The organism is Luteibacter sp. OK325 (assembly GCF_003050935.1).
In the GTDB taxonomy this organism is placed as follows: domain Bacteria; phylum Pseudomonadota; class Gammaproteobacteria; order Xanthomonadales; family Rhodanobacteraceae; genus Luteibacter.
In genome coordinates, this window is record NZ_QAOX01000005.1 from 140,315 (window position 1) to 166,685 (window position 26,371).

The following is a 26,371-nucleotide window of genomic DNA, read 5'->3' on the forward strand; positions in this document are numbered from 1 at the left end:
ACGGCATGTCCTATCTCGACAATCCCATCCTCGATACCGACAGCTATAAGGCCAGCCACTGGCTGCAGTATCCGCCAGGCACCGACGCCACGTTCTTCTACGTGGAATCGCGCGGCGGAACCTACGAGAGCACGGTGTTTTTCGGCCTCCAGGCCGTCCTCAAATCGCGCCTCGGCCGGCCGGTCACGCATGCGCATGTGGATGCGGCCCGCGACTTCTTCGCCGCCCATGGCGAACCCTTCAATGAAGCTGGCTGGCGACGCATCGTGGATGTCCACGGCGGCAGGTTGCCCGTGCGCGTTCGCGCCGTGGCCGAAGGTTCTGTCGTACCCACGCATCAGGCCCTGGTCACCATCGAGTCGACCGATCCTGAATCCTTCTGGCTGCCGTCGTACCTGGAAACCCTGCTGCTGCGCCTGTGGTATCCGGTGACCGTGGCGACGATCAGCTGGCAGGCACGGCGGACCATCCTGCAATACCTGGAGAAGACCTCGGACGACCCGGCCGGACAGATTCCCTTCAAGTTGCATGACTTCGGTGCGCGCGGCGTGTCCAGTGCGGAATCCGCCGGACTCGGTGGCATGGCGCACCTGGTCAACTTCATGGGTACGGATACCGTGTCCGGCGTGCTCGCCGCGCGGGCGTTCTACGGCGAGGCCATGGCGGGCTATTCGATCCCCGCGGCCGAGCACAGCACGATTACCAGCTGGGGCCGCGAGCATGAAGTGGATGCGTACCGGAACATGCTGAAGCACTTCGCCAGAGCCGGCAGTCTCGTCGCCGTGGTTTCCGACAGCTACGACATCTTCCACGCCATTGCCGAACACTGGGGCAAGACGCTTCGCGACGAAGTCATCGCTTCGGGCGCCACCGTTATCGTGCGTCCGGACTCCGGCGATCCGGTGGAAGTCGTGCATCGCTGCGTGAGCCTGTTGAACGATGCCTTCGGCAGCACGGTGAACGGCAAGGGCTTTCGCGTACTGAACCACGTGCGCGTGATCCAGGGCGACGGCGTCAACCCCGAAAGCATCCGCGCCATCCTCGAACGCATCACCGGTGCCGGCTATTCGGCCGACAACCTCGCCTTCGGCATGGGCGGCGCATTACTGCAGAAGCTCACTCGCGACACGCAGAAGTTCGCGCTCAAATGCTCGGCGGTGCGCATCGAAGGCGGGTGGCGCGATGTGTGGAAGGATCCCGTCACCGACCAGGGCAAGACATCCAAGCGCGGTCGCATGACCCTCGTGCGCCATCGCGAATACGGCAGCTATCGCACCGTGGCGTTACCGGGCGACGCGGTGTCGCTCGCGCCGGACGATCTGGAGCCCGGCTGGGAGGAAGCGATGGTCACCGTGTGGGAAAACGGTGAGCTGCTGCGCGACTGGACCTTCGCCGAGGTGCGCGAACGCGCCGCTGGCGGGCGCTAGGCAAAGCCGACGCTCTTGTGGGAGCCGATTCATCGGCGATCCCGCGGCAGCGGGGAAGGATACGGCAAGCACCCTATCGCCGCTGAAGCGGCTCCCACAAAGATCGGTTTATGGGGCTGCGGGAGGCGTCGGCGCAGCAGTCGCGGCGGCGCCCTTCTTCGTCATCAACCCGTGCGTGAACAAATATGCGGCCGTCTGGTAATACGTGATCGCATCTTTAGCATCCACCGGATCGGCCTTTGCGACGGTGGCATCGCCGGAGACCAGATCGGGCGTCATCTCCTTCACCGGCTCACGCGGAATCAGCGACGTTAGGAGGCCGCCGCGCATGTAACCGAGCTCCTGGTAGGTGCTCATGAAGGTACGTTCGCGGCCGGGTTCGAGCTTGAACAGGTCGTAGCCATAGAAGTGCGAGGTGTAGCTGAAGTTCAACAGGCCCAGCACGGTCGGCGGAATATCGATCTGGCTCATCAACCGATCCACGCGACCCGGCGCGATGTGCTTGGGCGAATAGATGAAAAGCGGGATGTGGTACTTGTCCACCGGCAGGCTGGTCTTGCCGGCACTGGCCGCGCAGTGGTCAGCCGTGATGACGAAAATGGTGTCGTCGAACCACGGCTTGGTCGACGCGCGCTTGAGGAAGTCAGCGAGCGCCCAGTCGGTGTAGCGCACGGCAGAATTGCGCGCGCCCTGCTTCGCGTTCACGCGACCTTCGGGGAAGGTATACGGACGATGGTTGGACGTCGTCATGACATGCCCGAAATACGGCTTGCCCTTCGCGTACGACTCGTCCATCCGCTTCATCACGAGGGTGAACAGGTCTTCGTCGGCCACGCCCCAGACGTTCTCGGTGTGGATGTCCTTGTTGTCGATGACATTGCGGTCCACCGCCGTGTAACCATTGCTGGCGAAGAAGTGGTTCATGTTGTCGAAGTAGCCGTACCCGCCGTAGACGAACTCGGAGGTGTAGCCCTTCGCATTGAACACGTCGGCGAGCGAATTCAGGTTCTCGTTGCCCGGCCGCTTGACGATGGACTCGCCCGGCGTAGGCGGCACGGAAAGCGAAAGCGCTTCGAGGCCGCGAACGGTTCGCGTGCCATTGGCATAGAGTTGGGTGAAGAACAGGCTCTTCGCAGCCAGCGCGTCGAGGTTCGGCGTCAGTCCCATGTGCTTGCTGACATTGAGCCCTTCGACGTAGTCGCCGGACAGGCTCTCCACGCTGATCAACACCACGTTGAGCTTCTTCTCCGGGCCGTCCGCGGCGATCGTGCGGGTGATGTCGTTCGGGTCGTTGCTGGTGAACGTGGCGTTCGGCGTCTTTACCAGTTTGCGCAGGTTGCTGAAGGCCTGGTCGTCGGGAATCGTCGGGTAGTACTTCGCGTAATCCAGCTCGTTGTTCCGGAACGCGGCGAAGAACTGATAGATGCCGTTGCCGGCCAGTTCGTTCACGTAGTTGTTGGCCGAGCGGTCTTTCATCGAGCCGTCGACAGCAAAGCTGACCGCCACGGTCAGGACCAGCCAGACGCCCACCACGGCGGTCCGGCCCAGGAAGCGCGAGCCCTCGTCGCGGGTTCTAAGCGTGCGTCGGCTGAAGAAAATCACCAGCACCGTTGCCAGCAACAGCAACAGTGACCAGGTGACGATCGGGTATGACTCCTGGATGTTGCCGACGACCTCATGCGTATAGACCAGGTAGTCCACCGCGATGAAGTTGAAGCGGGCGCTGAACTCGCCCCAGAACACCAGCTCGGCGGCGCCCAGGTACAGCACGGCGAAGGCCAGCACGAAACAGAAGCCGAGGAAGATCCGGCGCCCCCAGGTCGACACGTAGGCCCGCCGCGGCAGCAGCCAGAGCACCAGCAGCATCGGCCAGGCGAAATAAAGGAAGGTGACCAGGTCGTAGCCCAGGCCCACGGCGAACAGGTACAGCCACTTGCCCGGTTCGCGAGGAATGTCGTGTCCGGTCTTGATCAGCAGGATCAGGCGAACCAGGAAGGCCACGCCGACGAAGAGGATGCCGAACCACAGGAGCGGACGGAATCGCTGGCGCAGGACGCCGGGTGCCAGGGAATCAGAACGCATGGTGCCTCACCGAAGAGCGCCAGCCGCAAGGCGGGCAGGATGTGCCGCGAGGTTAGATAGGACGGCTTACATAAGGCTTTCCCAAACCTTATCGTAAGCTTTTGCCGGCTGACCACGTAAGGATGAACGCCGGACGCACCGCGACCTGCCGCCTGAACGCGCTATGTGGCACCCTACACGACCTTACGAGAACCAACGGAGCCGCGGACGCAGTGGAGCACGATACGAGGGCGGAGCTGCCAGTGAACGATGCGCCCCTGACGAAGCCCGCGCTATACGCGACTCTGCTACGTCGTGCAGGCGGCCCCCTGCTGTCCCTGCTGCTGCTGTGCCTGGCACTGTGGGCCTTGCACGCCATGGCCACCGAGGTCACATACCGCCAGATCGGCGCCTATGTCCACGGCCTGCCCAATACCGATATCGCGCTGGCCATCGTGCTCACCGGTGCGGGCTTCTCGGTGATGACCCTGTACGACTGGTTCGGCCTTGCCAGCATCGGGCGGCGCCTTCCGCCGAAACGCGTCGGCTTTATCTCCTTCATCAGCTATGCCTTTTCCAACGCGCTGGGCATGTCGCTGCTGGTGTCCGGCTCGATCCGCTACCGTTTTTACGTCCAGGCCGGCCTGAGCACGGGCGAAGTCGCGCGCGTGGTCCTCTACACCACCCTGAGTTTCTGGCTGGGCCTTGCCGCCCTGACCGGCGTGACGCTGTTGATCGTGCCGATTCCGCCGGAGGTGCCGCTTTCGGGCCTGCGTATCCCGCTGGCGATCCTGCTTACCCTGGTTCCGCTGGCCTGGTTTGCCGCCGCCGCACTGGTGCGCCGGCCCGTCCGCCTCGGCCGCTGGGCGTTCAACACACCCACGCCGCAAGTCGCCGCCCGCCAGATCCTGATCGGCGCGCTGGACTGGGGCCTGGCCTCGGGCGTGCTCTACGTTCTCATGCCGCAGGAGATCGTCGGAGGCTTCGGCCACTTCCTGGCGATCTTCGTGCTGGCCCAGATGGCCGGACTGATCAGCCACGTACCGGGCGGCCTGGGCGTGTTCGAGGCGGTGATGCTGGCCGGCTTCGGCGCCACCGGCAATCACGGCCTGGAAGCCCCGATCCTCGGTTCGCTCACCGCTTTCCGCCTCGTTTATTACCTCCTGCCGCTGGGCGTAGCCACGGTGATGGTGATCTGGCGCGAGATCCGCGGCCTGCGCCACACGGCGTTGATCACGCCGTGGTTCAGTAGCCTGCTGCCGCCGTTCTTCGCCGGCCTGACGCTGCTTGCCGGCGCCGTGCTGCTTTTCTCCGGTGCCACCCTGGCGATTCCGGGCCGCATGGAAATCCTGCGTGGCTTCGTGCCCCTGCCCCTGGTCGAGGTCTCCCATTTCCTCTCCAGCGTCGTCGGCATGCTCCTGCTGATCCTCGCCCGCGGCCTGCAGCGCCGTCTGGACGCGGCCTATGTGCTGACCCTCGTGCTGCTGATCGTCGGCGCCATCCTGTCGCTGCTCAAGGGCATCGACTACGAGGAAGCGACCCTGCTCTCGTTGCTGGCCCTGGCACTGGCTCCGGCGCACCGTCACTTCTATCGCCGTGCCTCGCTGTTCCGCGCCAGCTTCTCGGTGGGCTGGATGGCGGCGATCGCCGCCGTCCTCGGCTGTGCCACGTGGCTGGTGTTTTTCAGCTTCAAGCACGTCGAATACAGCAACAACCTCTGGTGGGAGTTCAGCTTCCACCACGGCGGCGCGCCTCGCGCGCTGCGCGCACTGGTCGGCGCCACCGCGGTGGTGATGTTGTTCGCGCTGGCCAACCTTATCCGGCCTGCACGCACGCGTCGCGCCTTGCCGGGCGATGCCGACCTGGCCCGCGCCATGCCGCTGCTGAAAGGCTTCTCCTCGGCCCAGGCCCACCTCGCCCTGGTGGGCGACAAGATGCTGATGTTCGCGCCGGACGACCGCGCCTTCATCATGTACGACATCGAAGGCCGTAGCTGGGTGGCGATGGGCGACCCGGTCGGCGAGAGCGAGGATGCACGCCGCGAACTGGTCTGGCGCTTCCGTGAGGAATGCGAACACGCCGGCGGCTGGCCTTTGTTCTACCAGGTACGCCCGGAAGACCTCGACCTTTACCTCGAGGTCGGCATGAGCCTGCTGAAAATCGGCGAAGAGGCACGCGTGCGACTGGAGACCTTCAATCTCGACGGCAAGTCGAAGAAGACCCTGCGTGGCACGGTGAACAAGCTCGCCCGCGACGGCCTGCGCATGGAGATCGTGCCGGTCGAAGGCGTGCCGGCTCTCATGCCACGGTTGAAGGTGATTTCCGACGCCTGGTTGCGCGACAAGAAAGTCCGTGAGAAGCGCTTCTCGCTCGGCCTGTTCGACGAACGCTATCTCGCGCGCACACCCATGGCGGTGGTCTGGCAGGGTGATGAGCCCGTCGCCTTCGCCAATGTTTTCGTGACCTCGACGAAGGAAGAAGCTTCCGTCGACCTGATGCGCCACCTGCCCGACGGACCCTCCGGCATCATGGATTTCCTGTTCATCGAACTGATGGTCTGGGCGAAAGCCGAAGGCTATCGCTGGTTCAACCTGGGCATGGCCCCGCTGTCGGGCCTGCAGAACCGCCGCACGGCGCCGCTGTGGAGTCGTTTCGGCGCGATGGTGTTCGGTCGCGGCGAGCGTTTCTACAACTTCCGCGGCCTGCATCGCTACAAGGACAAGTTCGACCCCGAGTGGGAACCGCGCTACATCGCCGTGGCCGGCGGCATCGCCGTGCCGCTGGCGCTCGCCAATGTTGCCAGCCTGATCTCGGGCGGCCTGGGCGGCGTGGTGCGTCGATGAAACGATTCCTGCGTTACGCCCTGATCGCTGTCGGCGCGATGGCTGCGCTTGGACTGCTTGCCTGGCACCCGTGGACACACGCGTCGATGGAAGTTTCCACGGTGGAGCTGCCCGCGCTGAAAGCCGCGCCAGCCGGCGAGGAAGACCTGCTCGTGGTCATCTACTCCGGTGATGGCGGCTGGTGGGACCTCGACCAGCGCCTGGGCGCGGTGTTCACCCAGCGCGGCATCCCCGTCGCCGGCGTAAGCACCTTCAAGTACTTCTGGCGTTACCGTTCGCCCGATGAATCGGCCCACGACCTCGACCGCCTGCTGGATCGCTACACCACGCAGTGGAAAAAGAGGCGCGTGCTGCTGATCGGCTATTCCTTCGGTGCCGACGTCCTGCCGACCATCGTCGGCAAGCTGCGTCCCGACAACCGCGCGAAACTCAGCCAACTCGTCCTCCTGTCGTCCAGCCGGGACGTCAACTTCGAGATCGAACTCGAGGGCTATATGCAGCAGGGTTGGTGGACCACGCACACGCACAACCTGCTGCAGTGGCTGAACCCGGTCGTCCACACCGACGCTATCCCGCCGATCCTGGCCCTGGGCGGTAAACCGCCGATGGCGTGCTACTACGGCATGGAGGATGCCGGGGACAGCGGCTGCACCGATCCGAAGCTGCCCTCGTTCGTCACCGTCTACAAGAAAGCCGGCTCGCATCATTTCGATGAGAACTACGAGCAGCTCGCCACGGAACTGATCGAGCGCATGCCGTCCGGCACGGCACCCGTCTCCACGTCGCCTTAACGGGTTTTCCGCCCTTCGGGCGCGTGAAGACCTGTCACGAAACGTTCACCGGCGCGCCACCGGAATTTTCTCTTTTCCGGATCACGCTGCACGTTCGGGCGGGACGAAGGCAGGAGACGGTCGATGCAACGAGAACCGGGAAAACGTGACTACGGATCCTCCGATTGTGCGCGGCTGCGCAGCCTCGCGAGCCGTGGCGTACCGGTAACCCAGGCCGTGCCGAAGCCGGCGCCGCCAATAGCGCCGCGCGATTCGCGCGGGCACCGGGTGCGACCACGACCGGCGCAACCTGCCTGCGCTTGAGACTTTCGCGCAGGCCGCACCGACGTCGGAAATAAACAGGCGTTTTTAAGATTCCTCCTATATCCGTCGTCGGCACGCCTACGCAAGATAGATCCCGTGTCCCGCCCGGCCTGAAGTCGGTCGGGACGACCGAATCGCCGATGACCGATCCGACGGCAGGATGCCGTCTGTCCCTAGTACCAGGATCGATCCCCCCTTCATCGGCGATAACGCCGCGCCGGCTTTGCCGGGCCGCGTTCTGGTGTGGCTGATGCCACCGGACCCAGGGACGTCCGTCATGGCCCTCCGCGTGAGCGCGAGGGCCATGTTTTTATCTGGGGTACGTTTCTCGGTAGCATCGACCCATGGGATGCCTGCCTTTACCACTGTTCATGCTGATCGGCTTCGGCATCGGCTACGCCATCGACTCCCGCACCGGCTCCGTCTGGGGTGGTGGAATCGGGCTGGTCATCGGCCTGGTACTTACCGTGCTGCTCGTGCGCGCCATGCGCAAAGGCAACCGTTAAGTGTCGCCCGCAAGCTCCTTGTGGGAGCCGCTTCAGCGGCGATATCCGCCCCTAATCCCATCGCCGGCATAGCCGGCTCCCACACAAAGCCAGGCTCTCACACGAAGCCTGGCTCTCACACACAGCCTGGCTCCCACACAAAGCTCGGGCGTCTTGCGCTAGCCCTTCTTGCCGAAGAACACAGAGAAGCCGATGCCGGCGACGACCGAAGGCCCGTGCGTGCCGATACGGTGCAGGGCGTAGGCGTCGAGCTGCGCGTGGTCACCGATGCTGTACGCAACGCCTCCGCCTGCCTGCAACTCGTTCCCGTCCCCGGCATCGTGGATCGCGTCGGTTTCCACGTAGGCCGTCCAGTTCTCGCCGAGCTTGCGGCCGAAGGTCGGTGCCAGGGTCCACGTGTTGTTGCCCTGGAGGCGATCGACGTTGGCGAACAGCGTGCCCTGCCAGGTGTCGTCCGGCTTCCACTGGCCGGTGGCGCCGAGGGTGTATTGCTTCGCGCCGTTGCTGAAATCCCGATCGCCGTTGGCGAACGAGACCTGGCCAAGCGCAGCCCAGCTGAAGGTCCCGGTGGCGCCTGAACCACCGGGGGCGATCTTCAGGCCGACGCTGGTGTCGCCGTGGCCCGTGGCGTGACGCCTGCTGCCGCCTCCACTTTCTTCCAGCCGGTTCCATGCCGACCCGCCGACCTGCAGCTCGGCCGGACCACCGAGCCCGATGCGGATGAGGCTGTCGGCGGTGTAGGTCTTGTCGAGCAGACCGTCCTGACGCTGGCGTTCATAGGTCGGCAAGCCCTGTTCGAGCGCCAGCGTGCCCACGGGGAGCACGCTGGTGGCGAAGCCCGCGCCGGGCCGATCGAAGTCCGGCGGATCGGCGAAGGCGGGTGCCGACGCAAGGCAAAGAAGGGTGGCGACGATCGGGGCGGGGCGCAGGTTCATGCGCGCATTGTGGCTATCCGGTGTCGCGGTGTCGTGCAGGCGCCTAAGGCGCCTGCACCACCGGGAAGCTCTCACCGACCGTGACCGTGGCCTCGGCGGCGATATCGCTGGCCGAGCGGCCGAGCTTCACCGCGTACGTCCCCGGCGCCACGCGCCAGCGCTTGCCCGCATCGTCGTAACGCGCCAGTGCCAGCGACTCGAGCGGGATGTTCACGCGGCGGCTCGCACCTGGCTTCAGCGCGACCTTGCTCCAACCGGCGAGACGTCGCGTGGCGGCGCCAGGCGCGGTTACGTAGATCTGCGGCACGTCGGCACCGGCGGTCTTGCCGGTATTTTTTACCGTAACGTGGGCGACGGGGTGGCCCTTGGCGTCCTTGTCCACGGCGAAGTCGCTATAGGCGAAGTTCGTGTACGTCAGGCCATAGCCGAAGGCGAACAGCGGCTCGCGCCTGGTCTTCTCGAACCAGCGGTAGCCGACATCGGCGCCTTCGATGTTGTAGTCGACGTTGTCCGCCGGCTTCTCTTTGGAATACAGGCCCGCCGCCTGGATGGTCGGGCGGGGAAGCTGGGCTTCGTCCTTAGGCCAGCTCACGGGCAGCCGGCCCGACGGCGAGGCTTCGCCATAGAGCAATCGTGCGATGCCTTCGCCGCCACCCGAGCCCGGATACCAGGCCTGCAGGACCGCACCGACACTGTCGAGCCAGGGCATCTTCACCGCGCCATTGGTTTCCAGCACGACGACGGTTCTCGGGTTGGCCTTCGCCACTGCGGCGACGAGCGCGTCCTGGCCATCGGGCAAGGCCATATCGGGCAGGTCGAAGGATTCGGCAGCCCACTGCGTGACGAAGACCACGGCCACATCGGCGCCTGCGGCCGCCCTGGCCGCGGCGGCGGGATCGGTACCCGGGTCGAAGCTCACCTTCGCTCCTAGCTTCTGCATAAAGGTAAGCGGCGCGGAGGCGTGGTACCGCACCGGACCCGGCCATCCCGTCGGCTGCAGGCCCGGGACCGGGTCGCCGCCTTCGTCGGTGACCGTGGACGAGCCGCCACCCGCAAGCACGCCCTTGTCGGCGTGTGCGCCGATCACCACGACCGACTGACCCTTGCGCGACAGCGGTAACAGACCCGCCTCATTGCGCAGAAGGACAGCGCCGGCCTCGAGCGTGTCACGGGCGACCTTGCGATCGGCATCGTAGGGCACGGGGGTGGTCGGCTTCGTCGGGATCGGGTCGTCGATCACGCCGTGGGCAATGAGGCTGCGCATGATGCGCCGGGCCATGTCGTCCAGGCGCGCCTTCGGGACTTCGCCCGAAGCAACGGCGGCACGCAGCGGTTTGTCGAAGAACACCTCGGCGTCGAACACCTCGCCCGCCGACTCCTGGTCCAGGCCGGCCAGTGCGGCCTTGGCACCGCTATGGACGCCACCCCAGTCGGACATGACGAAACCCTTGAAGCCCCATTCCTGCTTCAACACCTGGTTGAGCAGCCAGTCGTGCTCACCCGCGAACGTGCCGTTGACCCGGTTGTACGAGGACATGACCGAGCCGGGATCGCCATGGGCGATGGCGATCTGGAAAGCGAGCAGGTCGGATTCGCGCAGGGCGACAGGATCGATGTCGGCGCTGAGCGTGTTGCGGCCGGACTCGAGGTCGTTGATCGCGTAATGCTTGGTGGTCGCGACGATCTTCTGTTCCTGGATACCCTTGATCGTGGCGCCAACGATGGTGCCCGCCAGGATCGGATCCTCACCGGCGTACTCGAAGTTGCGGCCGTTGCGCGGGTCGCGCACCAGGTTCACGCCGCCCGAAAGCAGCACCCCGTAGCCCTTGCCGCGCGCCTCGCCACCGATCATGCGACCGCCGGCATGGGCAACGGCGGTATCGAAGCTGGCCGCCGTGGCCAGTCCGGCCGGCAGCGAGATCGCACCCTTGCCGTCGATACCCGGCTTGTTCACGCCCAGGCCCGCGTCCGTCTCGTTGATCGCGGGCAGGCCAAGGCGCGGCAGCGCGGGAACGTAGCCTGCGCCACTCACGGCACCCTCGGGCACGCCGTGCTTGTCGCTGGCCAGGCCGAAGTCGGAGCGGATCAGGCGAAATTTCTCATCGTCCGTCATGGCTGCGACGACGAGCTCGGCCCGGCGATCCACCGACAGCGAGCGGTCCATCCACGGGCGGCCCGGTGGCGTGGCCGCACTGGCGGTGGCGGCGAGGCCGGCGGTGATGGCGAAGGCGAGGGCGGTGCGGCGCGCGGTATCGGGCATGGTCACGAAGTCGGTCCGGGGAAACGTCTACGTTCGTTCAGTAACGTTTTTATCGCAACCCGCGAGACGGCTTCGCGGTAGTCTCGAACTTGACCCATGAACCGCCAGCCCCCACTTAAGTGATTCAATGAATTCACAAAAGTCGATGCCGCTAGACGCTTTTCATCCCGCCGTCGCCGCCTGGTTCGGGAATACATTTCCGGAGCCTACGGCCGCGCAGGCAGCCGCGTGGCCGGCGATCCGGTCCGGGCGCCATACCCTCGTCGCCGCGCCGACGGGTTCGGGCAAGACCCTCACCGCCTTCCTGTCGGCCATCGACATGCTGGTGCGCGAAGGCATCCGCGACGGCGGCCTGCCGGACCGCACGACCATCCTCTACGTATCGCCGCTGAAAGCGCTGTCCAACGACATCCGTATCAACCTGGACGCGCCGCTGGCCGGCATCCGGGAAGAACTGCGCAAGCAGGGCCTGCCGGATCTCGAGATTCGCACCGCGGTGCGCACGGGCGATACACCGGCGTCCGATCGCGAGCGCATGAAGAAGCGACCGCCGCACATCCTGGTCACGACGCCCGAGTCGCTTTACGTGCTGCTTGGCTCCGCCTCCGGCCGTTCCATGCTGGCGAACGTGCGCGAAGTGATCGTCGACGAGATCCATGCCGTCGCGGCGAGCAAGCGCGGCAGCCACCTGGCGTTGTCGCTCGAACGCCTGGAATCGCTGGCGCAGCGGCGCATCACCCGCATCGGCCTGTCCGCCACGCAGAAACCGATCGAAAAGGTGGCCGCCTTCCTCACCGGCAATGCGAAAGAAGACTGCGCCATCATCGACATCGGCCATACGCGCAAGCGCGACCTCGCGTTGGAAGTACCGCCGGTGCCGCTCGAAGCGGTGATGTCCAACGACATGTGGGAGCTGGTCTACAACCGGCTGTCCAACCTGATCGAGCAGCATCGCACCACACTGATCTTCGTCAATACGCGGCGCATGGCCGAGCGCCTGGCACGTCACCTTTCGGAACGTCTCGGGCGGGAAGCGGTCACGGCGCACCATGGAAGCCTGTCGCGCGAACAACGCCTGGACGCGGAGCAGCGCCTGAAGAAGGGTGAGCTGCGCGCATTGGTCGCCACGGCCTCGCTCGAACTCGGTATCGACATTGGCGACATCGACCTGGTCTGCCAGATCGCCTCGCCGCGATCCATCGCCGCCTTTCTGCAACGCGCAGGCCGCGCGGGTCATGACGTCGGCGGTACACCGAAGGCGCGTCTGTTTCCGACCTCGCGTGACGATCTGGTCGAATGCGCCGCCTTGCTCGACTGCGTGCGCCGCGGTGAACTCGATACCCTGGTAATGCCCCACCAGCCGCTCGACGTACTCGCCCAGCAGATCGTGGCCGAGGTGGCCTGCCAGGAATGGGACGAGGACGCCCTGTTCGATCTCGTCCGCCGCGCATATCCATTCAACGCACTCAAGCGCGAGATCTTCGACGATACCGTGCGCATGCTCGCCGAGGGCTTCACCACGCGCGTTGGCCCGCGCGGTGCATACATCCACCGCGATGCGGTGAACAAGCGGCTGCGCGAACGTCGTGGTGCGAAGCTCACCGCCGTCACCTCCGGCGGGACCATCCCGGACACGGGCGACTACAACGTCCTTCTCGAACCGCAGGCGATCGTGGTCGGCACCGTGAACGAAGACTTCGCCATCGAGAGCATGGCCGGCGATGTATTCCAGTTGGGCAACCGTTCGTATCGCATCATTCGGGTGGAGATGGGTCGGCTGCGTGTCGAAGATGCGCAGGGACAGCCACCGAATATTCCTTTCTGGCTCGGCGAAGCGCCCGGGCGCACCGACGAACTGTCGATCGGTGTGTCGCGCCTGCGCAGTGAGATCTCGGAGAAGTTCGATGAAGGTGGCCGCGACGCGGCGCTCGACTGGCTGACTGCCGAGCTGAGCCTCAGCAAAGCCGCCGCCGAGCAGGTGGTCGACTATCTGTTCCGCGCACGCGCGGCACTCGGTGCCTTGCCGACGCATGACACCCTGGTGATGGAACGCTTCTTCGACGAATCCGGCGGCACGCAGTTGATCATCCACACGCCGTTCGGCAGCCGGATCAATCGCGCCTGGGGCCTGGCCCTGCGTAAGCGCTTCTGCCGCAAGTTCAACTTCGAGCTGCAGGCTGCGGCGACCGAAGACGCCATCGTGCTTTCACTGTCCACCAGCCATAGCTTCCCGCTGGATGAAGTCGCGCGCTACCTGCACTCGAACTCGGCCGAGCACGTGTTGATCCAGGCCCTGCTCGACGCACCGCTCTTCGGCGTGCGCTGGCGCTGGAATGCAACCACGGCGCTGGCATTGCCACGCTTCAGCGGCGGCAAGAAGGTGCCGCCGCAGCTGCAACGGATGAAGAGCGAAGACCTGCTAGCCACGGTCTTCCCTGACCAGGTCGCCTGCGCGGAGAACCTCGTCGGCGAGCGCGAGGTGCCCGACCATCCGCTGGTTAACCAGACGATTGAAGACTGCCTGCACGAGGCGATGGACAGTGAAGGCCTGCTCGCCATTCTTCGCGGTCTGGAGTCGGGTGCCATCCGGATGGTGTCGCGCGACCTCGCCACACCCTCGCCGCTGGCCGCCGAGATCCTCAACGCGGCGCCGTACGCCTTTCTCGACGACGCGCCGCTGGAAGAACGTCGTACCCACGCCGTGCAGTCGCGCCGCTGGAACGAGGCGGAGACGGCCGACGATCTCGGCCGGCTCGACGCCGAGGCGATTGCGTCCGTACGCGAAGAAGCGTGGCCCGAGGCACGCAACGCCGACGAGATGCATGAGGCGCTCATGCTGCTAGGTGCCGTGACCGAAAACGACATACACGAGCACCCCGCATGGGCCGGACTGCTGCACGCGCTGGCGAAGGATGCGCGTGCGACGGTGCTTACCCACGGCGAGGTATCGCTGTGGGTTGCCGCCGAGCGCCTGCCGACATGGCGCGCTATCCAGCCTGGTGCAGCGGCGTCGCCTGCCATCGCCGCGCCGCCGGAGTTTGAAGCGCAGGCGTGGACGATGGAATCGGCCCTGGTCGACATCGTTCGCGGCCGCCTCGGCGGTCTCGGCCCGGTGCCTGCGCGCGTGCTCGCTTCGTCCCTCGGCGTGGAGAACAGCGCCATCGATCTCGCGCTGACATCGCTCGAAACCGAAGGCTACGTCATGCGCGGGCCGTTCTCCCCGGGCACCACGGAGGTGGAATGGTGTGAGCGGCATCTGCTCGCGCGTATCCATCGCTACACCATCGGCCGCTTGCGTCGCGAGATCGAACCGGTCGCGCCGCGCGACTTCATGCGCTTCCTTCTCGACTGGCAACACGTGACCCGCAATACACAGGTCGCCGGTCCCGATGCGCTGGCTGGCGTGATCGCACAGCTCGAAGGTTTCGAGGCCGCCGCGGGTGCGTGGGAGGCCGAGCTGCTGCCTGCGCGTGTCAGCGACTACAGCATCGGCTGGCTCGATGACCTTTGCCGGGCCGGACGCGTGGTGTGGAGTCGCCTGCGCCTGGGTACGGGCAGCGGCGGCCCCGTCCGCTCCACGCCCATCGTGTTGCTGCCGCGGCGGCAGTTGCCGATCTGGTCGGCGGCGGCACCGGCGATCGCCGAAGAATTGCCGCTGTCCTCGCGGGCGCAGGCCGTGGCCGATGCACTGCGCGATGAAGGCGCGCTGTTCTTCGATGAGCTCGCGTCGTCGACGCGCCTGCTACGTACCGAACTCGAAGATGCACTTGGCGAACTGGTGGCCGCCGGCCGCGTCACCGCGGACAGCTTCGCCGGGCTGCGCGCCTTGTTGCTCCCGGCGTCCAGGCGCAACGGCAGCCGTCATCGCCGCACGCGCCGGCACATGATGAGTGGTATCGAGGATGCGGGTCGCTGGTCGCTGGCGCGTCGGCCGAACGAACAGCGCAATGATGCCGATGGGCTCGACCACATGGCACGCACGTTGCTGCGCCGCTATGGCGTGGTCAGCTGGCGCATCCTCGAACGCGAGGCTGCGTGGTTGCCAACGTGGCGGGATCTGCGGCGGGTGTTCCATCGCCTGGAGGCACGCGGCGAGATCCGCGGCGGCCGTTTCGTCGATGGCCTGGTGGGCGAGCAGTTCGCGCTGCCGGAGGCACTCGCGGCGCTACGGCAGATTCGCCACCGCGAGCATGATGGTGAAATGGTCTGTATCGCGGGCACCGATCCGCTGAATCTCATCGGCACGATCATCGCGGGAGCGGCGAAGGTTCCCGCGGTGCTCGGCACGCGTATTGCCATACGTGACGGCATGCCCTTGGCGGCGATGATCGCCGGCAAGTTCGTCACACTGATGCGTTTGGAAGGCGATGACGAGCGGGAAGCGCGCTCGGCGTTACAGAGGCATGCGACGTTTTCGACGGCGATGTCGTTTTGAGGCAAGAGCATCGCCGATGAATCGGCTCCCACAGAAAGCGGCTCCCACACAAGGCAACAGCTGCTTTCTGTGGGAGCCGCGATGTGTGGGAGCCGCTTCAGCGGCGATGTGTGGGAGCCGCTTCAGCGGCGATGCTTCTCAACGCAGCTGCACATCCCCAATCACCCAGATCTTCGGCCCCGGCTTGCCGGTAATCACGAAGCACAGGTCATGCACACCTTCGCGCTTGGGCAGGATGCCCTGCAACGTAGCGCGGCCGTCTTTCGCCTTGTCCAGCGCAATGGTCGAGATCTTCGGGCCGTCGCAGGAATCCTGGTGCACCTCGATCTCGCCGGCACGTGAGCGCGCCTTGCGCGAAACGATGCCCACGGTGTCCTTCCACAGTGCGTAGTTGTACGGCAGGCGGTTCACGGACACGTCCACGCCGTAGCGGCCGTCGAGCTTCACGCCTTTCCACACCCAGCAGGTGTTCATGATGTCGACCTTGTACACCGGCCGCACGCCGTTTACCGCGTCTGGCGCTTCGATGCGGAGCACTAGCTTGTCGGCGCATGTATCGAGCTGGTCGCTGGACCGGCGCAGGAGCGACTTCGCGTCGATGGCTTCGTCACGCGGGCCGGCGAGGGCGAAACTGTTGTCGAACGCATTGGCACGGACCGTCGTCGGCAAGGACACGTCGAACGGCGCGGTATACGCGGTGGACTGCGCCGTTGGCGATGAGCCATCCGTGGTGTAACGGATGGCGCCGTAGCCGGTCTGGGTGGACAGGGTGACCTTTGCCTTGTCGCCATCCGCAGCGGCGGCGGCGATGGCGACCGCGTAGGCACCGTCGGCAGGCACGATGCCGGCGGCGCGATAGCGGGACATCTCCGCCGGCAGGCGCGCGACGAAGCCATTCCAGTCCGCCGTCGGCGACCAGGTGCGCTCGGCGAGAGCGGCAATACGCGGGAAGACAGCGTGTTGCGTGCGATACCAGTTCGGCAGGTACTCGGTAAACACCGTGACCTGCGCGCCGAGCACGTGGGTCGCCTTGTCCGCGGCGATGTCCGCCGGCACCGGGTCGAAGTCGTAGACGTTCTTCAATGTCTGGACCTGGGGGCTACCCGGCTGCTCGTCGGGCAGGGTGGACTGGAGGCGGTCCAGGTAGAGCGTCGGCGAGGGCGCCATCACCACGTCGTGCCCTGCATTGGCAGCCTTGATCGCGCCCTTGGTGCCACGCCAGGACATTACGGTTGCACTCGCCGGCACCTTGCCGTCGAGGATCTCGTCCCAGCCGATGATCCGGCGACCGTGCTGGTCGAGATAGTTGCCGATACGTTCGACGAACCAGCCCTGCAGCTTCTCCTCGTTGTCGATACCGAGCGATTTCATCTTCGCCTGGATCGTTTTCGAATGCTCCCACTCGTCCTTGGCCGCTTCGTCGCCACCGACGTGGATATACGTCGACGGGAAGATCGCCATCACCTCGTCGAGCACATTTTCCAGGAAGGTGAAGGTGCCATCGTCCACGTTGAACAACGCCGTGTTGACGCCCCAGTCCGTCGAGACACCGAGCTTCTTGCTGCCGGCACCGAACTGCGGGTACGCCGCGACGGCCGCCTGCGCGTGACCCGGCATTTCGATCTCGGGCACCACGGTGATGTGCCGCTCTGCCGCATAGGCGACGATCTGCTTCGCCTCGTCCTGCGTGTAGAAGCCGCAATACGGGCGGTCCGGGTCACCGGTGAGTGCCACGTCCGGACCGATCGGCTTGCGGCAGGCCCCAACCTCCGTCAGCTTCGGATACTTGAGGATCTGCAGGCGCCAGCCCTGGTCGTCGGTGAGATGCCAATGGAAGGTGTTGAGCTTGTGCAGCGCCATCTGGTCGAGCAGGTGTTCGATTTCGGTGACCGACTGGAAGTGACGGGCGGAGTCGAGCATCAGGCCGCGCCAGGCGAAACGCGGCGCATCGACGATGTGCACGGCGGGCACGCCATTCTGCGTGGCCGGATCGGTGAGCAACTGCCAGTAGGTCACCGCACCGTAGAACAGGCCGGTTTCATCGTTGGCGGCAATGCGTACCCCGTTGCCGTTCACGTCGAGCGTATAGGCCTCGCGACCCTTGGTCGTCGTGTCGGTAAGCAGGACGATCGCGCCGTCTCGCGGCTTGCCCTCGACGATGGCGATATCCACACCGCGTGCCTGGCGGATCCAGCCTTGCAGCTGGCTCGCGACTTTCTTCGCCGCGGCGTTGTCCGGTGCCACGACGATGGTGGTCGAGGCGTTGAGACGGTAATGCCCTGGCAGGCGCTGCAGTGATGCCGGCTGCGGGATCAGTGAGAGCGGTGTGCTATCGACGGGGCCGGCTTCGTGCCTCGGCTGGCTGGCGCAAGCGGTAAGGCCAAGGGCCATGGCGAGGATGAGGGTTCGGCGCATCGATAGCTCCTGTGAATTTGGGCAACCGCCCGATTGTGCCGGAAACGTACAAAAAAAAGGTTCTTCGCGGACGTCCGCGCACGCCGAAGGCGTCGCCTCTCTCGCTGCTACCAACTCACGCCGCGGCGGGTATGGACGTAGCGGTGCAGAGCCTTCGGTGCCCACCCTCGCTGCTCAGACAGTCCTCCGCGTTTCGTACCGGAAGGGCCGCTGCGCGGCCCGTGTTCTTATTGGCCTACGGCCGCTCCACTTGTGCGGAACTCGCCTCGAGGGTGGGCACCGAAGGCTCTTCCGAACCCTGAGGTTCGCGTGGGTCGAGACAAAGCGCGCGGCAGCATCGTCAGCCAGCACATCGGCACGCTGGCACAGGCGCGAGGAAGGTGTTCGGCAACCGGGTAATGGCAACCGCGTCCGCTTCGCCCTGGTGTCCCAAGAGCCGACGGGGCCGACGACGGCACCACGCAACGGCTCTCCTTCCACTCCACCGTATCGTGGTGAGAGGCCTTGGTGTCCACCCTCGAGGCGAGTTCCGCACAAGTGGAGCGGCCGTAGGCCAGATAGATACATGGGACGCGTGAGCGGCCTTTCCTTGTCGAACGCGGAGGACTGTCTGAGCAGCGAGGGTGGGCACCAAGGTCTCCCCCGCGAGACGCCCAAGTGTAGAGAGCGACGGTGAAGCCGAGCGCGCGCGGTCCCCGGTAATCCGCGAAGAACCAAAAAAAGCGGGCCCGATAATGATTAGTCGGGCCCGTGGGGAATGAAGCTTCGAGGGGTTTGCGGCCTTCCCTGGCCGCTGATCCATGACGCTTTATCAGAGGTCGAAATGCACCGAGGCCATGTAGCGGCGACCCGTGGTGTACTTCGCAACCGGCAAGTCCTTCGTGCCGATGTACTGCTTGTACTGTTCGTTGGCGAGGTTCATGCCCGAGAGCGTGAACGACACCTGCTTGTTGAGCTTCCAGCCCAGCGTTGCGCCGAGATCGGCGTAAGCCTCGGTGGTTGCGGGCGGCGCACCGGCCACGTAGCCACCGGCGAGGTACGCGCTACGCCAGTTGTAGTTGATGCGGGCACTGAACGGGCCGAACTCGTAGTACGGGCTGATGGAGTACGCATTCTTCGAGTTGTACGGCAGCTGGCCACCCGAATCGAGCGTGCCCTTGGCGTACGTGTAGTTCGCCGTGACGCCGAAACCGGTATCCCAGAAGGCCTGCTGGAAGCTGGCGTTGCCGCCCCTGACCTTGCCGGAGCCGACGTTGGCCGGGCGGGAGATGTCGTAGGTACAGAAGCCGTCAGCCGTGCACAGGCCCGCCGCGAGTTCCTTGGCGAACTGGACGGGATCGGTGGAGGTCGCCGAGTTGAAGTGCTGTTCCTGGACCACGTCCTGGAAGACGTAATCGTCGATCTTCTTGTAGAAGCCGGTGATCGCGAAGTACGACTGCGGTGCGAAGTACCATTCGCCGGAAAGCGAGAAGTTCTTCGACTTGAACGGCTTGAGGTCCGGCGTGCCGCCGGAGCCAGTCAGCACGGTGTCGTTGAGGAACAGGTTGTTGACCTGCATGTTGTAAGGCGCGCGAGCGATGACCTTGGCGGCGGCGAAGCGCAGGATCACGTCCTCGGCCACGTCATAGGCTACGTTGAGCGACGGCAGCCAGTTCTTGCTGGTCTGCGACGCCTGCTGGTAGCTGCCAACGGGAGCGGGAAGCACCGGGGCGCCCGAGTAGTTGTAGCCGAAGCCGTCGGTCTTGGTATCGACGTAACGCATGCCCAGGTTGCCGTGGAAATCGCCACCGGCGAAGTTCAGCTGTGCGTAGGCCGCGTTGGTCTTCTCGATGAGCTTGTATGTGCCGTTGAGGAACGTACCCGGATCTTCGTTACCGCCATTGGTGCCGCGAACCCAGGCGTACTGCGCGTTGGGATCGGCGCTGACGTGCTGCGAGGAGCCATCCCAACCACCCACGCTGCCGAGGACATTGGTGAGACCGTCGGTGCCAAGATCCGCGAGCGAGATCGGACCATTACCGCCGTAGACGTGCGCGTTCATGCCTTCTTCGTGGCGGTTCCAGCGATAGCCAACCTGCAACTCGTTGAAGAAGTTGTCGAAGTCCTTGCTGAAATCGAGCTGGGCATACGTGTCGCGCGAATCCGCGCTGTAGGAGCCGTAGTTGCCCGGCCAGCCACCAAGGCCGTCCGCGTCACCCATGTGCCAGTTGGCCGGATTCTTTGCCGCCGCGGGGCTGTCGAAGTTGAAGCCGTGGTTGATGTCCCACGTATAGCCGCCCGCGTACTGCGGTTCGATCACCGCCTGCGAGATATTGTCATTGCGGGCCTTGCTGTAGCCAGCCGCGCCGCCCAGGCTCCAACCGTCGCCGTGATACGTCGACTTCAGGTCGAACGCCGCCGTGCGGACCACGGACTTGCGGACGTTGCTGTCCATCAGGGTCGGGCCGATGGCCGGGCAACCCGGATTGTCGTTACCGCAGACATGGCCGCCGGTGACGACGCCATTCGGCCCCTGGGTGAAGCTGGTCACGTTGCCAGGCGCATTACCCGTGAACGGGTACATCGACTGGTTCCAGTTGTCGAAGTTTTCGCGGATGAACAGGCTGTTGAGATTGATATCCCAGTTATCCGTCGGACGCAGCTGGAAACCGAGGGTCGCGGTGTCGCGCTTGCGGTTCTGCTGGAACCAGGCGGAGTTGACCTCGTCGGGCACCTTCGCGTTCGGATTGAGCGAACCGTTGGCTATGCCTGCGGCGACGGCGGGGCTCGATGCCCACTTCGAGACAGGGCTGTAGCTGAAGATTTCCAGACCCTGGCGGTCGATCTTCTCTTCGTAGTGCTGCGCCGAAGCGATCACACCGAAGGTGTTGGACGTGTTCTTCCAGCTGTACAACGCCGACGCCGTGGGACGCGAGCCGCCACTGCCCTGGTCGTTGTAGTTCAGGCCGAACGAACCGCGCACCGTGTTGGCCGGCAGGTCGAGCGGTTCCAGCGTATGCAGCAGGATCGTACCGCCGAGGCTGCCTTCGGTCAGGCGCGCTTCGGGCGACTTGTAGACTTCCAGGCGACCGATGATTTCCGGCGCGAGCATGGTGAAATCGAAGCCGCGGTTCGGCTGCGCACCATACTGCCACGGCGTCTGCGAGATCGCCTGGCCGTTGAGGAAGGTAAGGTTGAGGCTGGGATCGGTGCCGTCGATGGAGACGCGGTCGCCCTGGCCGAACTGACGGTCGATCGTGACGCCCGGGATCTGCGTCATCGCTTCGGCGACGTTGGTGTTCGGGAACTTGCCGATGTCTTCGGCGGTAACCGCTTCGACGATGGCATCGGCATTGCGCTTGGTATCGAGAGACTTCTCGAGACTGGCGCGGATGCCGGTAACGGTGATGCCCTCGAGCTGCTGGGCCTTGGCGGCTTCAGCTTTTTGCTGGGCGGTCTGCGGCTTTGCCGGCGGCGGCGTCGCGTCTTGCGCGGCGGCGATGCTGGTAACACAACAGAGTCCGGCGATGATGCTCGCCGTCAGCAGGTTTCTACGATGCGACATGGTGTCCTCCCCTCAGAGGATGTAGCAGTGACGGGTTTCGCGGCCGCGTCATGCTTCGTTGCTATCGAAGGGTCTTTCGACCCGGTTGTTGTACTGAGCCTGCGTTCCTTTCCCGCTCTTCAGTGAGCGTTCGAACCGTGCAGGTAGAGACCGGCGGCACCGATCACACCCAACTGCCCGTGGTCCATCAGACGTACCGGTACTTGCTGGAGAAAGGCGCGCATAACGCCCTTGTTGAAGAACCTGGAGGCGAAGCTGCTGGCGAGCAGGCGGTCGCGAACCTGGGGCAGGATGCCGCCCGCAAGGAACACGCCGCCGCGGGCGCCGTAGAGAAGGGCGAGATCGCCGACGAAGCTGCCGAGCAGGCCGCAGAAAACGTCCAGCGCTTCCACCGCGGCGGGATCGTTCCCGTCCAGGGCGGCGCGCGTGACTTCGGCGGGCTCGGTCAGCGTCGCGGGCGTGCCGCGCAGCGTCGAAATGGCTTCATAGAGGTGGACAAGACCCGGTCCCGACAGGGCGGTCTCGTAGGAAACGTAGTCGCGGCCGCGGGCGAGCTCGCCGAGGATCGCGACCTCGCGCGGGTTGCCCGGCGCGAGGGAAATCTGGCCGGCTTCGGTCGGCAGCACGGTGGCATGCGGCGAACCCGGCAGGAGTACAGCCGAACCCAGGCCCGTACCGGGTCCCATGACGAGGATCGGACCCACGGCCGGTGCGGCGGCGGTCTCGATGATCGGCGTGGTCTGGTGGTTCTCGAGGAACTGGCAGGCGTAAGCCACGGCTTCAAAGTCGTTGACCACGGCCAGACCGAGCAGCCCGAGGGTCTCGCGGATATCGCCGATCGAGACCGGCCAGGGCAGGTTTTCGTTGACGATAGCGTCGCCTAGCACGTAGCCCGCGCTCGCCACGGCGCAATGTTCGATGTGGTGCTGGCCATCCAGGCGGCTGACGAAGTCCTGCAGCACGGCGGTCAGGCTCGGCCAGTCGGCGCAGGCGTAACGCTCGTAGCGGAGCACGTCGATGGCGGTCGAGCCGGCGGCACGACGCACCAGGCCGATACGGGCATGCGTCCCGCCCACGTCGGCGGCGATGAACGCCCCGGAACGCGAAGCACGCACGATTTCCCGTTGTTTGGCCGATTCGCCCACGCCCCGCCCCTTATGACTAATGCGTTCGTCGTCACATGAACTTTCTGTGACGCCCCTGATTGAGGCGGAGTCTGTGAGTCGAATGACAACGTTGTCAACAGGACAAATGGCTAGGACATCCACCATTCCATCCTGCGCCGCAGCAGGAAACGTTTGCGGACGCCCTCGTTCTCGTCCAGTTCGCGGCATGGCGCGGCGTGCGGCACGGCGAATGCATGGTCGATCGGGCATTTGACGCGGCGCGACATCGAAAGTCGAAAACGGGGCCGGATGGGGCGGGGCCGCGTAAAAAGCCAATTGACAACGTTACGCACACGAGTCAATAAAGGCGACAAATCGGGGCGTATCCGGCGGTGCCCCCGCCTGGATACCGAAAACAACACGAGGGGAAGCACCCATGTCATCCACCGCGGTCGGCGTCGACGAGACACGACATTCCAGTCTGGTTCCGATGATCATCATCGGCGTCCTGTTCTTTATCTTCGGCTTCGTCACGTGGCTCAATGGCCCGTTGATCACGTTCGTGAAGCTCGCTTTCAACCTGGACGACGTGAATGCCTTCCTGGTCCCGATGGCGTTCTACCTGTCGTATTTCTTCCTCGCCCTGCCCTCGTCCTTCATCCTGAAGAAGACCGGCATGAAGAAGGGCATGGGCCTGGGTCTGTTCGTCATGGCGATCGGCGCCGTGCTGTTCGGCCAGTTCGTCACCATGCGTATCTACCCGGGCGCGCTGACCGGCCTGTTCGTCATCGGTGCCGGCCTTTCGCTGCTGCAGACGGCGTCCAATCCGTACATCTCCATCCTCGGCCCGATCGACAGCGCCGCGCAGCGCATCGCCTTCATGGGCATCTGCAACAAGGTGGCCGGCGCGCTCGCTCCGTTCGTCTTCGGTGCCGTGGTGATGAGCAATATCGGCACGTTCGACAAGCAGATCGCCGCCGCCGGTTCACCCGGCGAGAAGGATGCCCTGCTCGCCGCATTCGCCGCCAAGGTGCACCTGCCGTACATGGTCATGGCCGGCCTGCTGGTTGTACTCGCCGTCTGGGTGGTTCGCTCCTCGCTGCCTGAAATCAAGCCTTCCGGTGCGAATTCCGAGCGCGCCATCGGCCACGCCAAGGGCAGCATCTTCAGCTTCCCGCACCTGTGGCTGGGCGTGCTCTGCCTCTTTGTCTACGTGGGCGTGGAAGTAATGGCCGGCGACGCCATCGGCACCTACGGCCAGGGCTTCGGCATGACGCCGGAAGACACCAAGCACTTCACCTCATACACCCTGTTCGCCATGTTGCTCGGCTACATCGCCGGCCTCCTGCTGATTCCGAAGTTCGTCTCGCAGCAGAAGTACCTGGCGTTCTCGGCCGTGCTCGGCGTGATCTTCTCGATCGGCACCTATATGACCAGCGGATATGCCGCCGTGGGCTTCGTCGCCGCGCTGGGCTTCGCCAACGCCATGATGTGGCCGGCGATCTTCCCGCTGGCGATCAAGGGCCTGGGCGCGCTGACCGAGTTCGGCTCGGCCTTCCTGATCATGGGCATCGCCGGTGGCGCGATCATCCCGGTGCTCTTCGCCCACCTGAAGCAGAGCCACGACTTCCAGGCCGTGTTCCTCTGCCTGATGGTCCCCTGCTACCTGTACATCCTGTACTACGGCGCGGCCGGCCATCGGGTCGGTCAGCACATCAAGGACTAACGTCCGCCTTCGCTACGTAACGGCCATCCGCTAGGATGGCCGTCTTGCTATTGAGGGTCCGAGATTGCGTAGCCCTACCATCAAGGACGTGGCCGAGCGGGCCGGCGTGTCACTCAAGACCGTCTCCCGCGTCATCAACCACGAGCCATCCGTTCATGCGCGCACCCGCGACAAGGTGCAGCGTGCCATCGACGCCCTCGACTACCAGCCGGACCAGGCGGCGCGCAGCTTGCGCAGCGCCAGGACCTACGCGCTGGGCCTCGTGTACGACAACCCGAACGCCCACTACGTCATCGCCATGCAGAACGGCGTGCTGTCGGTGTGTCGGGAGCGTGGCTTCGGCCTGCAGATCCACCCCTGTGACTCGTCGGCCCCCAAGCTGGCCGAGCAGCTGAGCGACCTGGTGCGGCGTAACCGCCTTGCCGGCCTCGTGCTCGCCCCGCCCATGTCCGAGCAGCCACGGCTGCTGGCCACGCTGACCGAGCACAAGATCCCCTTCGTGCGGATCATCTCCGCACGGCAGGATCCGAAGGACGGTTGGCCCTGCGTCTTCGTCGACGATCGCGACGCCGCCTATGCGATCACCGAGCACCTGATCCAGCTCGGACACCATCGCATTGGTTTCCTCTGGGGTGGCAAGGAGCATCGTTCCAGCCCTGAGCGCTACCAGGGTTACGAGGATGCGCTGCGCGAGTACGGTCTACCGGTCGACAAGAAACTGGTGGTCGAAGGCGATTACTCCTTCGACGATGGCTTCCGCGGTGCGCGCAAGCTGCTCGCACTGAAGGAACCGCCAACCGCCATCTTCGGCTCGAACGACGAGATCGCTGCTGGTGTCCTCGCGGCCGCCCGGTCGGGTGGTGTCGACGTGCCATGGGAGCTTTCCATCGCCGGCTTCGAGGACAGTCCGTTCTCGAAGCAGTCGTGGCCGGCGCTTACCACCGCGCGGCAGAACACGGAAGAAATCGGTCGTCATGCGGCGCAGCGGCTCATCGCTGAACTCGAGCGGGACGGTGACGAGCACATCATCGAGAACGAGGGCTTCAGCCCGGACCTCGTCGTTCGCGGTTCGACAGCGCCTCGGCGGTTGTGAGCGCCTACAGAACTTATCGGTCGGGGCGACATTGACGGAGAGCTTAAGGCGGCGATAATGGCGGCGGTTCACGTAGAACTTGCGGCACAAGAAGTGCTGCGCGGCAGGTGACATATAAGCGAGGTTCGTCCTCCACCTGTGTCGTGACGACGGTTCAAGACACCGAACCTTTGACACAAGAAACGGCTGCCCTGCGGGTGACATATAAGCGAGGTTCGTCCTCCACCTGCTTGGCGGCTAACTTGGAGAATGGATGCTCACCTATTCCATCATGCTCGATGGTGGCTTTGTCAGGCGGAAGACCGGCAGCGCAACGAAACCTGCCACGTCTGACGACATTGTCCGACTGTCGGCGGCCATACGAAGCCACCCGCTCCTCCTTTCTCACCGCTTGCACCGCATCTATTTCTACGATGCGGCACCGTCTTCCGAGATCATCGAGAATCCCTTTTCCGGGGAACGACTCGATTTCGGTACGACCAGGGCTTATCGAGCCAGTGAGGTCATGCACAACCAACTGGCATGCGAGGACTTCTTTGCAAACCGACTCGGTGAGCTGTCTGTCGAGGGCTGGACGCCGAAGAAGGATCTCCGCAAGGTGACCGAGGAAAGTCTCACGCTTCGCTCCGACGACATCAAACCGATAGTCGGTCAGAAGGGCGTTGACATGCGCATCGGACTCGACATGGCGAATCTCACGCTAAAGAAGCTTTCGTCGCTGATCGTGCTCGTGACGGGCGACAGTGATTTTGTTCCTGCCATGAAGTTCGCGCGCCGCGAAGGCACGCAACTTGTCCTTGTCACGCTTGGACATGGCGTCAAGGAGCCTATGCGTCACCACGCTGACGTCGTCCTGCCGAGCGGTGTGGCTGAGTGGTTCGCACGACTGGCGGCAACGAGTCCCGCCCAGGCCTGATCGATGCGAG

At 64.8% G+C, this 26,371-nt stretch carries 14 protein-coding genes; 8 read left to right on the top strand and 6 right to left on the bottom strand.

Annotation, left to right across the window (positions count from 1 at the left end; translation table 11 throughout):
• Positions 1-5: 5 nt before the first annotated feature.
• On the top strand, positions 6-1,427 hold the full coding sequence (locus C8J98_RS12675; protein WP_107913727.1) for a nicotinate phosphoribosyltransferase: 1,422 nt from the start codon (positions 6-8) through the stop codon (positions 1,425-1,427).
• A gap of 108 nt (positions 1,428-1,535) precedes the next feature.
• On the opposite strand, the gene C8J98_RS12680 is transcribed toward C8J98_RS12675, so the two are convergent.
• Positions 1,536-3,509, bottom strand: coding sequence for an alkaline phosphatase family protein (locus C8J98_RS12680; RefSeq protein WP_107913557.1), 1,974 nt, complete (start codon positions 3,507-3,509; stop codon positions 1,536-1,538).
• A gap of 242 nt (positions 3,510-3,751) precedes the next feature.
• Between C8J98_RS12680 and mprF the strand changes: the two genes are divergently transcribed.
• The 3 genes from mprF to C8J98_RS22175 all read left to right on the top strand — a co-directional run bounded on the left by mprF (position 3,752) and on the right by C8J98_RS22175 (position 7,931).
• On the top strand, positions 3,752-6,331 hold the full coding sequence (mprF, locus tag C8J98_RS12685) for a bifunctional lysylphosphatidylglycerol flippase/synthetase MprF (RefSeq protein ID WP_233260223.1): 2,580 nt from the start codon (positions 3,752-3,754) through the stop codon (positions 6,329-6,331).
• The gene (locus C8J98_RS12690) at positions 6,328-7,122 is read left to right on the top strand and encodes an AcvB/VirJ family lysyl-phosphatidylglycerol hydrolase (RefSeq protein WP_107913559.1); all 795 of its coding nucleotides are present in this window, start codon (positions 6,328-6,330) and stop codon (positions 7,120-7,122) included. The genes mprF and C8J98_RS12690 overlap by 4 nt, the downstream gene beginning before the upstream one ends.
• Positions 7,123-7,769: 647 nt before the next feature.
• Positions 7,770-7,931, top strand: a complete 162-nt coding sequence (locus C8J98_RS22175) for a hypothetical protein (protein WP_199229905.1) — start codon at positions 7,770-7,772, stop codon at positions 7,929-7,931.
• Between the two features lie 158 nt (positions 7,932-8,089).
• Here C8J98_RS22175 and C8J98_RS12695 read toward each other — a convergent pair whose 3' ends face one another.
• Positions 8,090-8,866, bottom strand: a complete 777-nt coding sequence (locus C8J98_RS12695; protein ID WP_107913560.1) for a transporter — start codon at positions 8,864-8,866, stop codon at positions 8,090-8,092.
• A gap of 43 nt (positions 8,867-8,909) precedes the next feature.
• The gene (locus tag C8J98_RS12700; RefSeq protein WP_233260236.1) at positions 8,910-11,126 is read right to left on the bottom strand and encodes a glycoside hydrolase family 3 C-terminal domain-containing protein; all 2,217 of its coding nucleotides are present in this window, start codon (positions 11,124-11,126) and stop codon (positions 8,910-8,912) included.
• Between the two features lie 145 nt (positions 11,127-11,271).
• On the opposite strand from C8J98_RS12700, the gene C8J98_RS12705 reads away from it, so the two are divergent.
• The gene (locus C8J98_RS12705) at positions 11,272-15,561 is read left to right on the top strand and encodes a DEAD/DEAH box helicase (protein WP_107913561.1); all 4,290 of its coding nucleotides are present in this window, start codon (positions 11,272-11,274) and stop codon (positions 15,559-15,561) included.
• Positions 15,562-15,699: 138 nt separating this feature from the next.
• Here C8J98_RS12705 and C8J98_RS12710 read toward each other — a convergent pair whose 3' ends face one another.
• The 3 genes from C8J98_RS12710 to glk all read right to left on the bottom strand — a co-directional run bounded on the left by C8J98_RS12710 (position 15,700) and on the right by glk (position 22,896).
• Positions 15,700-17,976: a family 20 glycosylhydrolase gene (locus C8J98_RS12710; protein ID WP_107913562.1), complete on the bottom strand. Its 2,277-nt coding sequence runs from the start codon at positions 17,974-17,976 to the stop codon at positions 15,700-15,702.
• Positions 17,977-18,787: 811 nt separating this feature from the next.
• A complete protein-coding gene (locus C8J98_RS12715) occupies positions 18,788-21,520 on the bottom strand; it encodes a TonB-dependent receptor (protein WP_107913563.1) in 2,733 nt (910 codons plus the stop codon).
• A 119-nt stretch (positions 21,521-21,639) separates the two neighbouring features.
• Complete coding sequence (gene glk / locus C8J98_RS12720; protein WP_343125723.1) at positions 21,640-22,896, bottom strand: glucokinase; 1,257 nt, start codon at positions 22,894-22,896, stop codon at positions 21,640-21,642.
• Between the two features lie 166 nt (positions 22,897-23,062).
• Between glk and C8J98_RS12725 the strand changes: the two genes are divergently transcribed.
• The 3 genes from C8J98_RS12725 to C8J98_RS12735 all read left to right on the top strand — a co-directional run bounded on the left by C8J98_RS12725 (position 23,063) and on the right by C8J98_RS12735 (position 26,361).
• Positions 23,063-24,352, top strand: a complete 1,290-nt coding sequence (locus C8J98_RS12725; protein ID WP_107913565.1) for a sugar MFS transporter — start codon at positions 23,063-23,065, stop codon at positions 24,350-24,352.
• Between the two features lie 64 nt (positions 24,353-24,416).
• Entirely contained in the window at positions 24,417-25,445 is a 1,029-nt protein-coding gene (locus C8J98_RS12730; protein ID WP_107913566.1) for a LacI family DNA-binding transcriptional regulator, read from the top strand.
• 253 nt (positions 25,446-25,698) lie between these two features.
• Positions 25,699-26,361: an NYN domain-containing protein gene (locus C8J98_RS12735; protein WP_107913567.1), complete on the top strand. Its 663-nt coding sequence runs from the start codon at positions 25,699-25,701 to the stop codon at positions 26,359-26,361.
• The last annotated feature ends 10 nt before the right edge of the window (positions 26,362-26,371 follow it).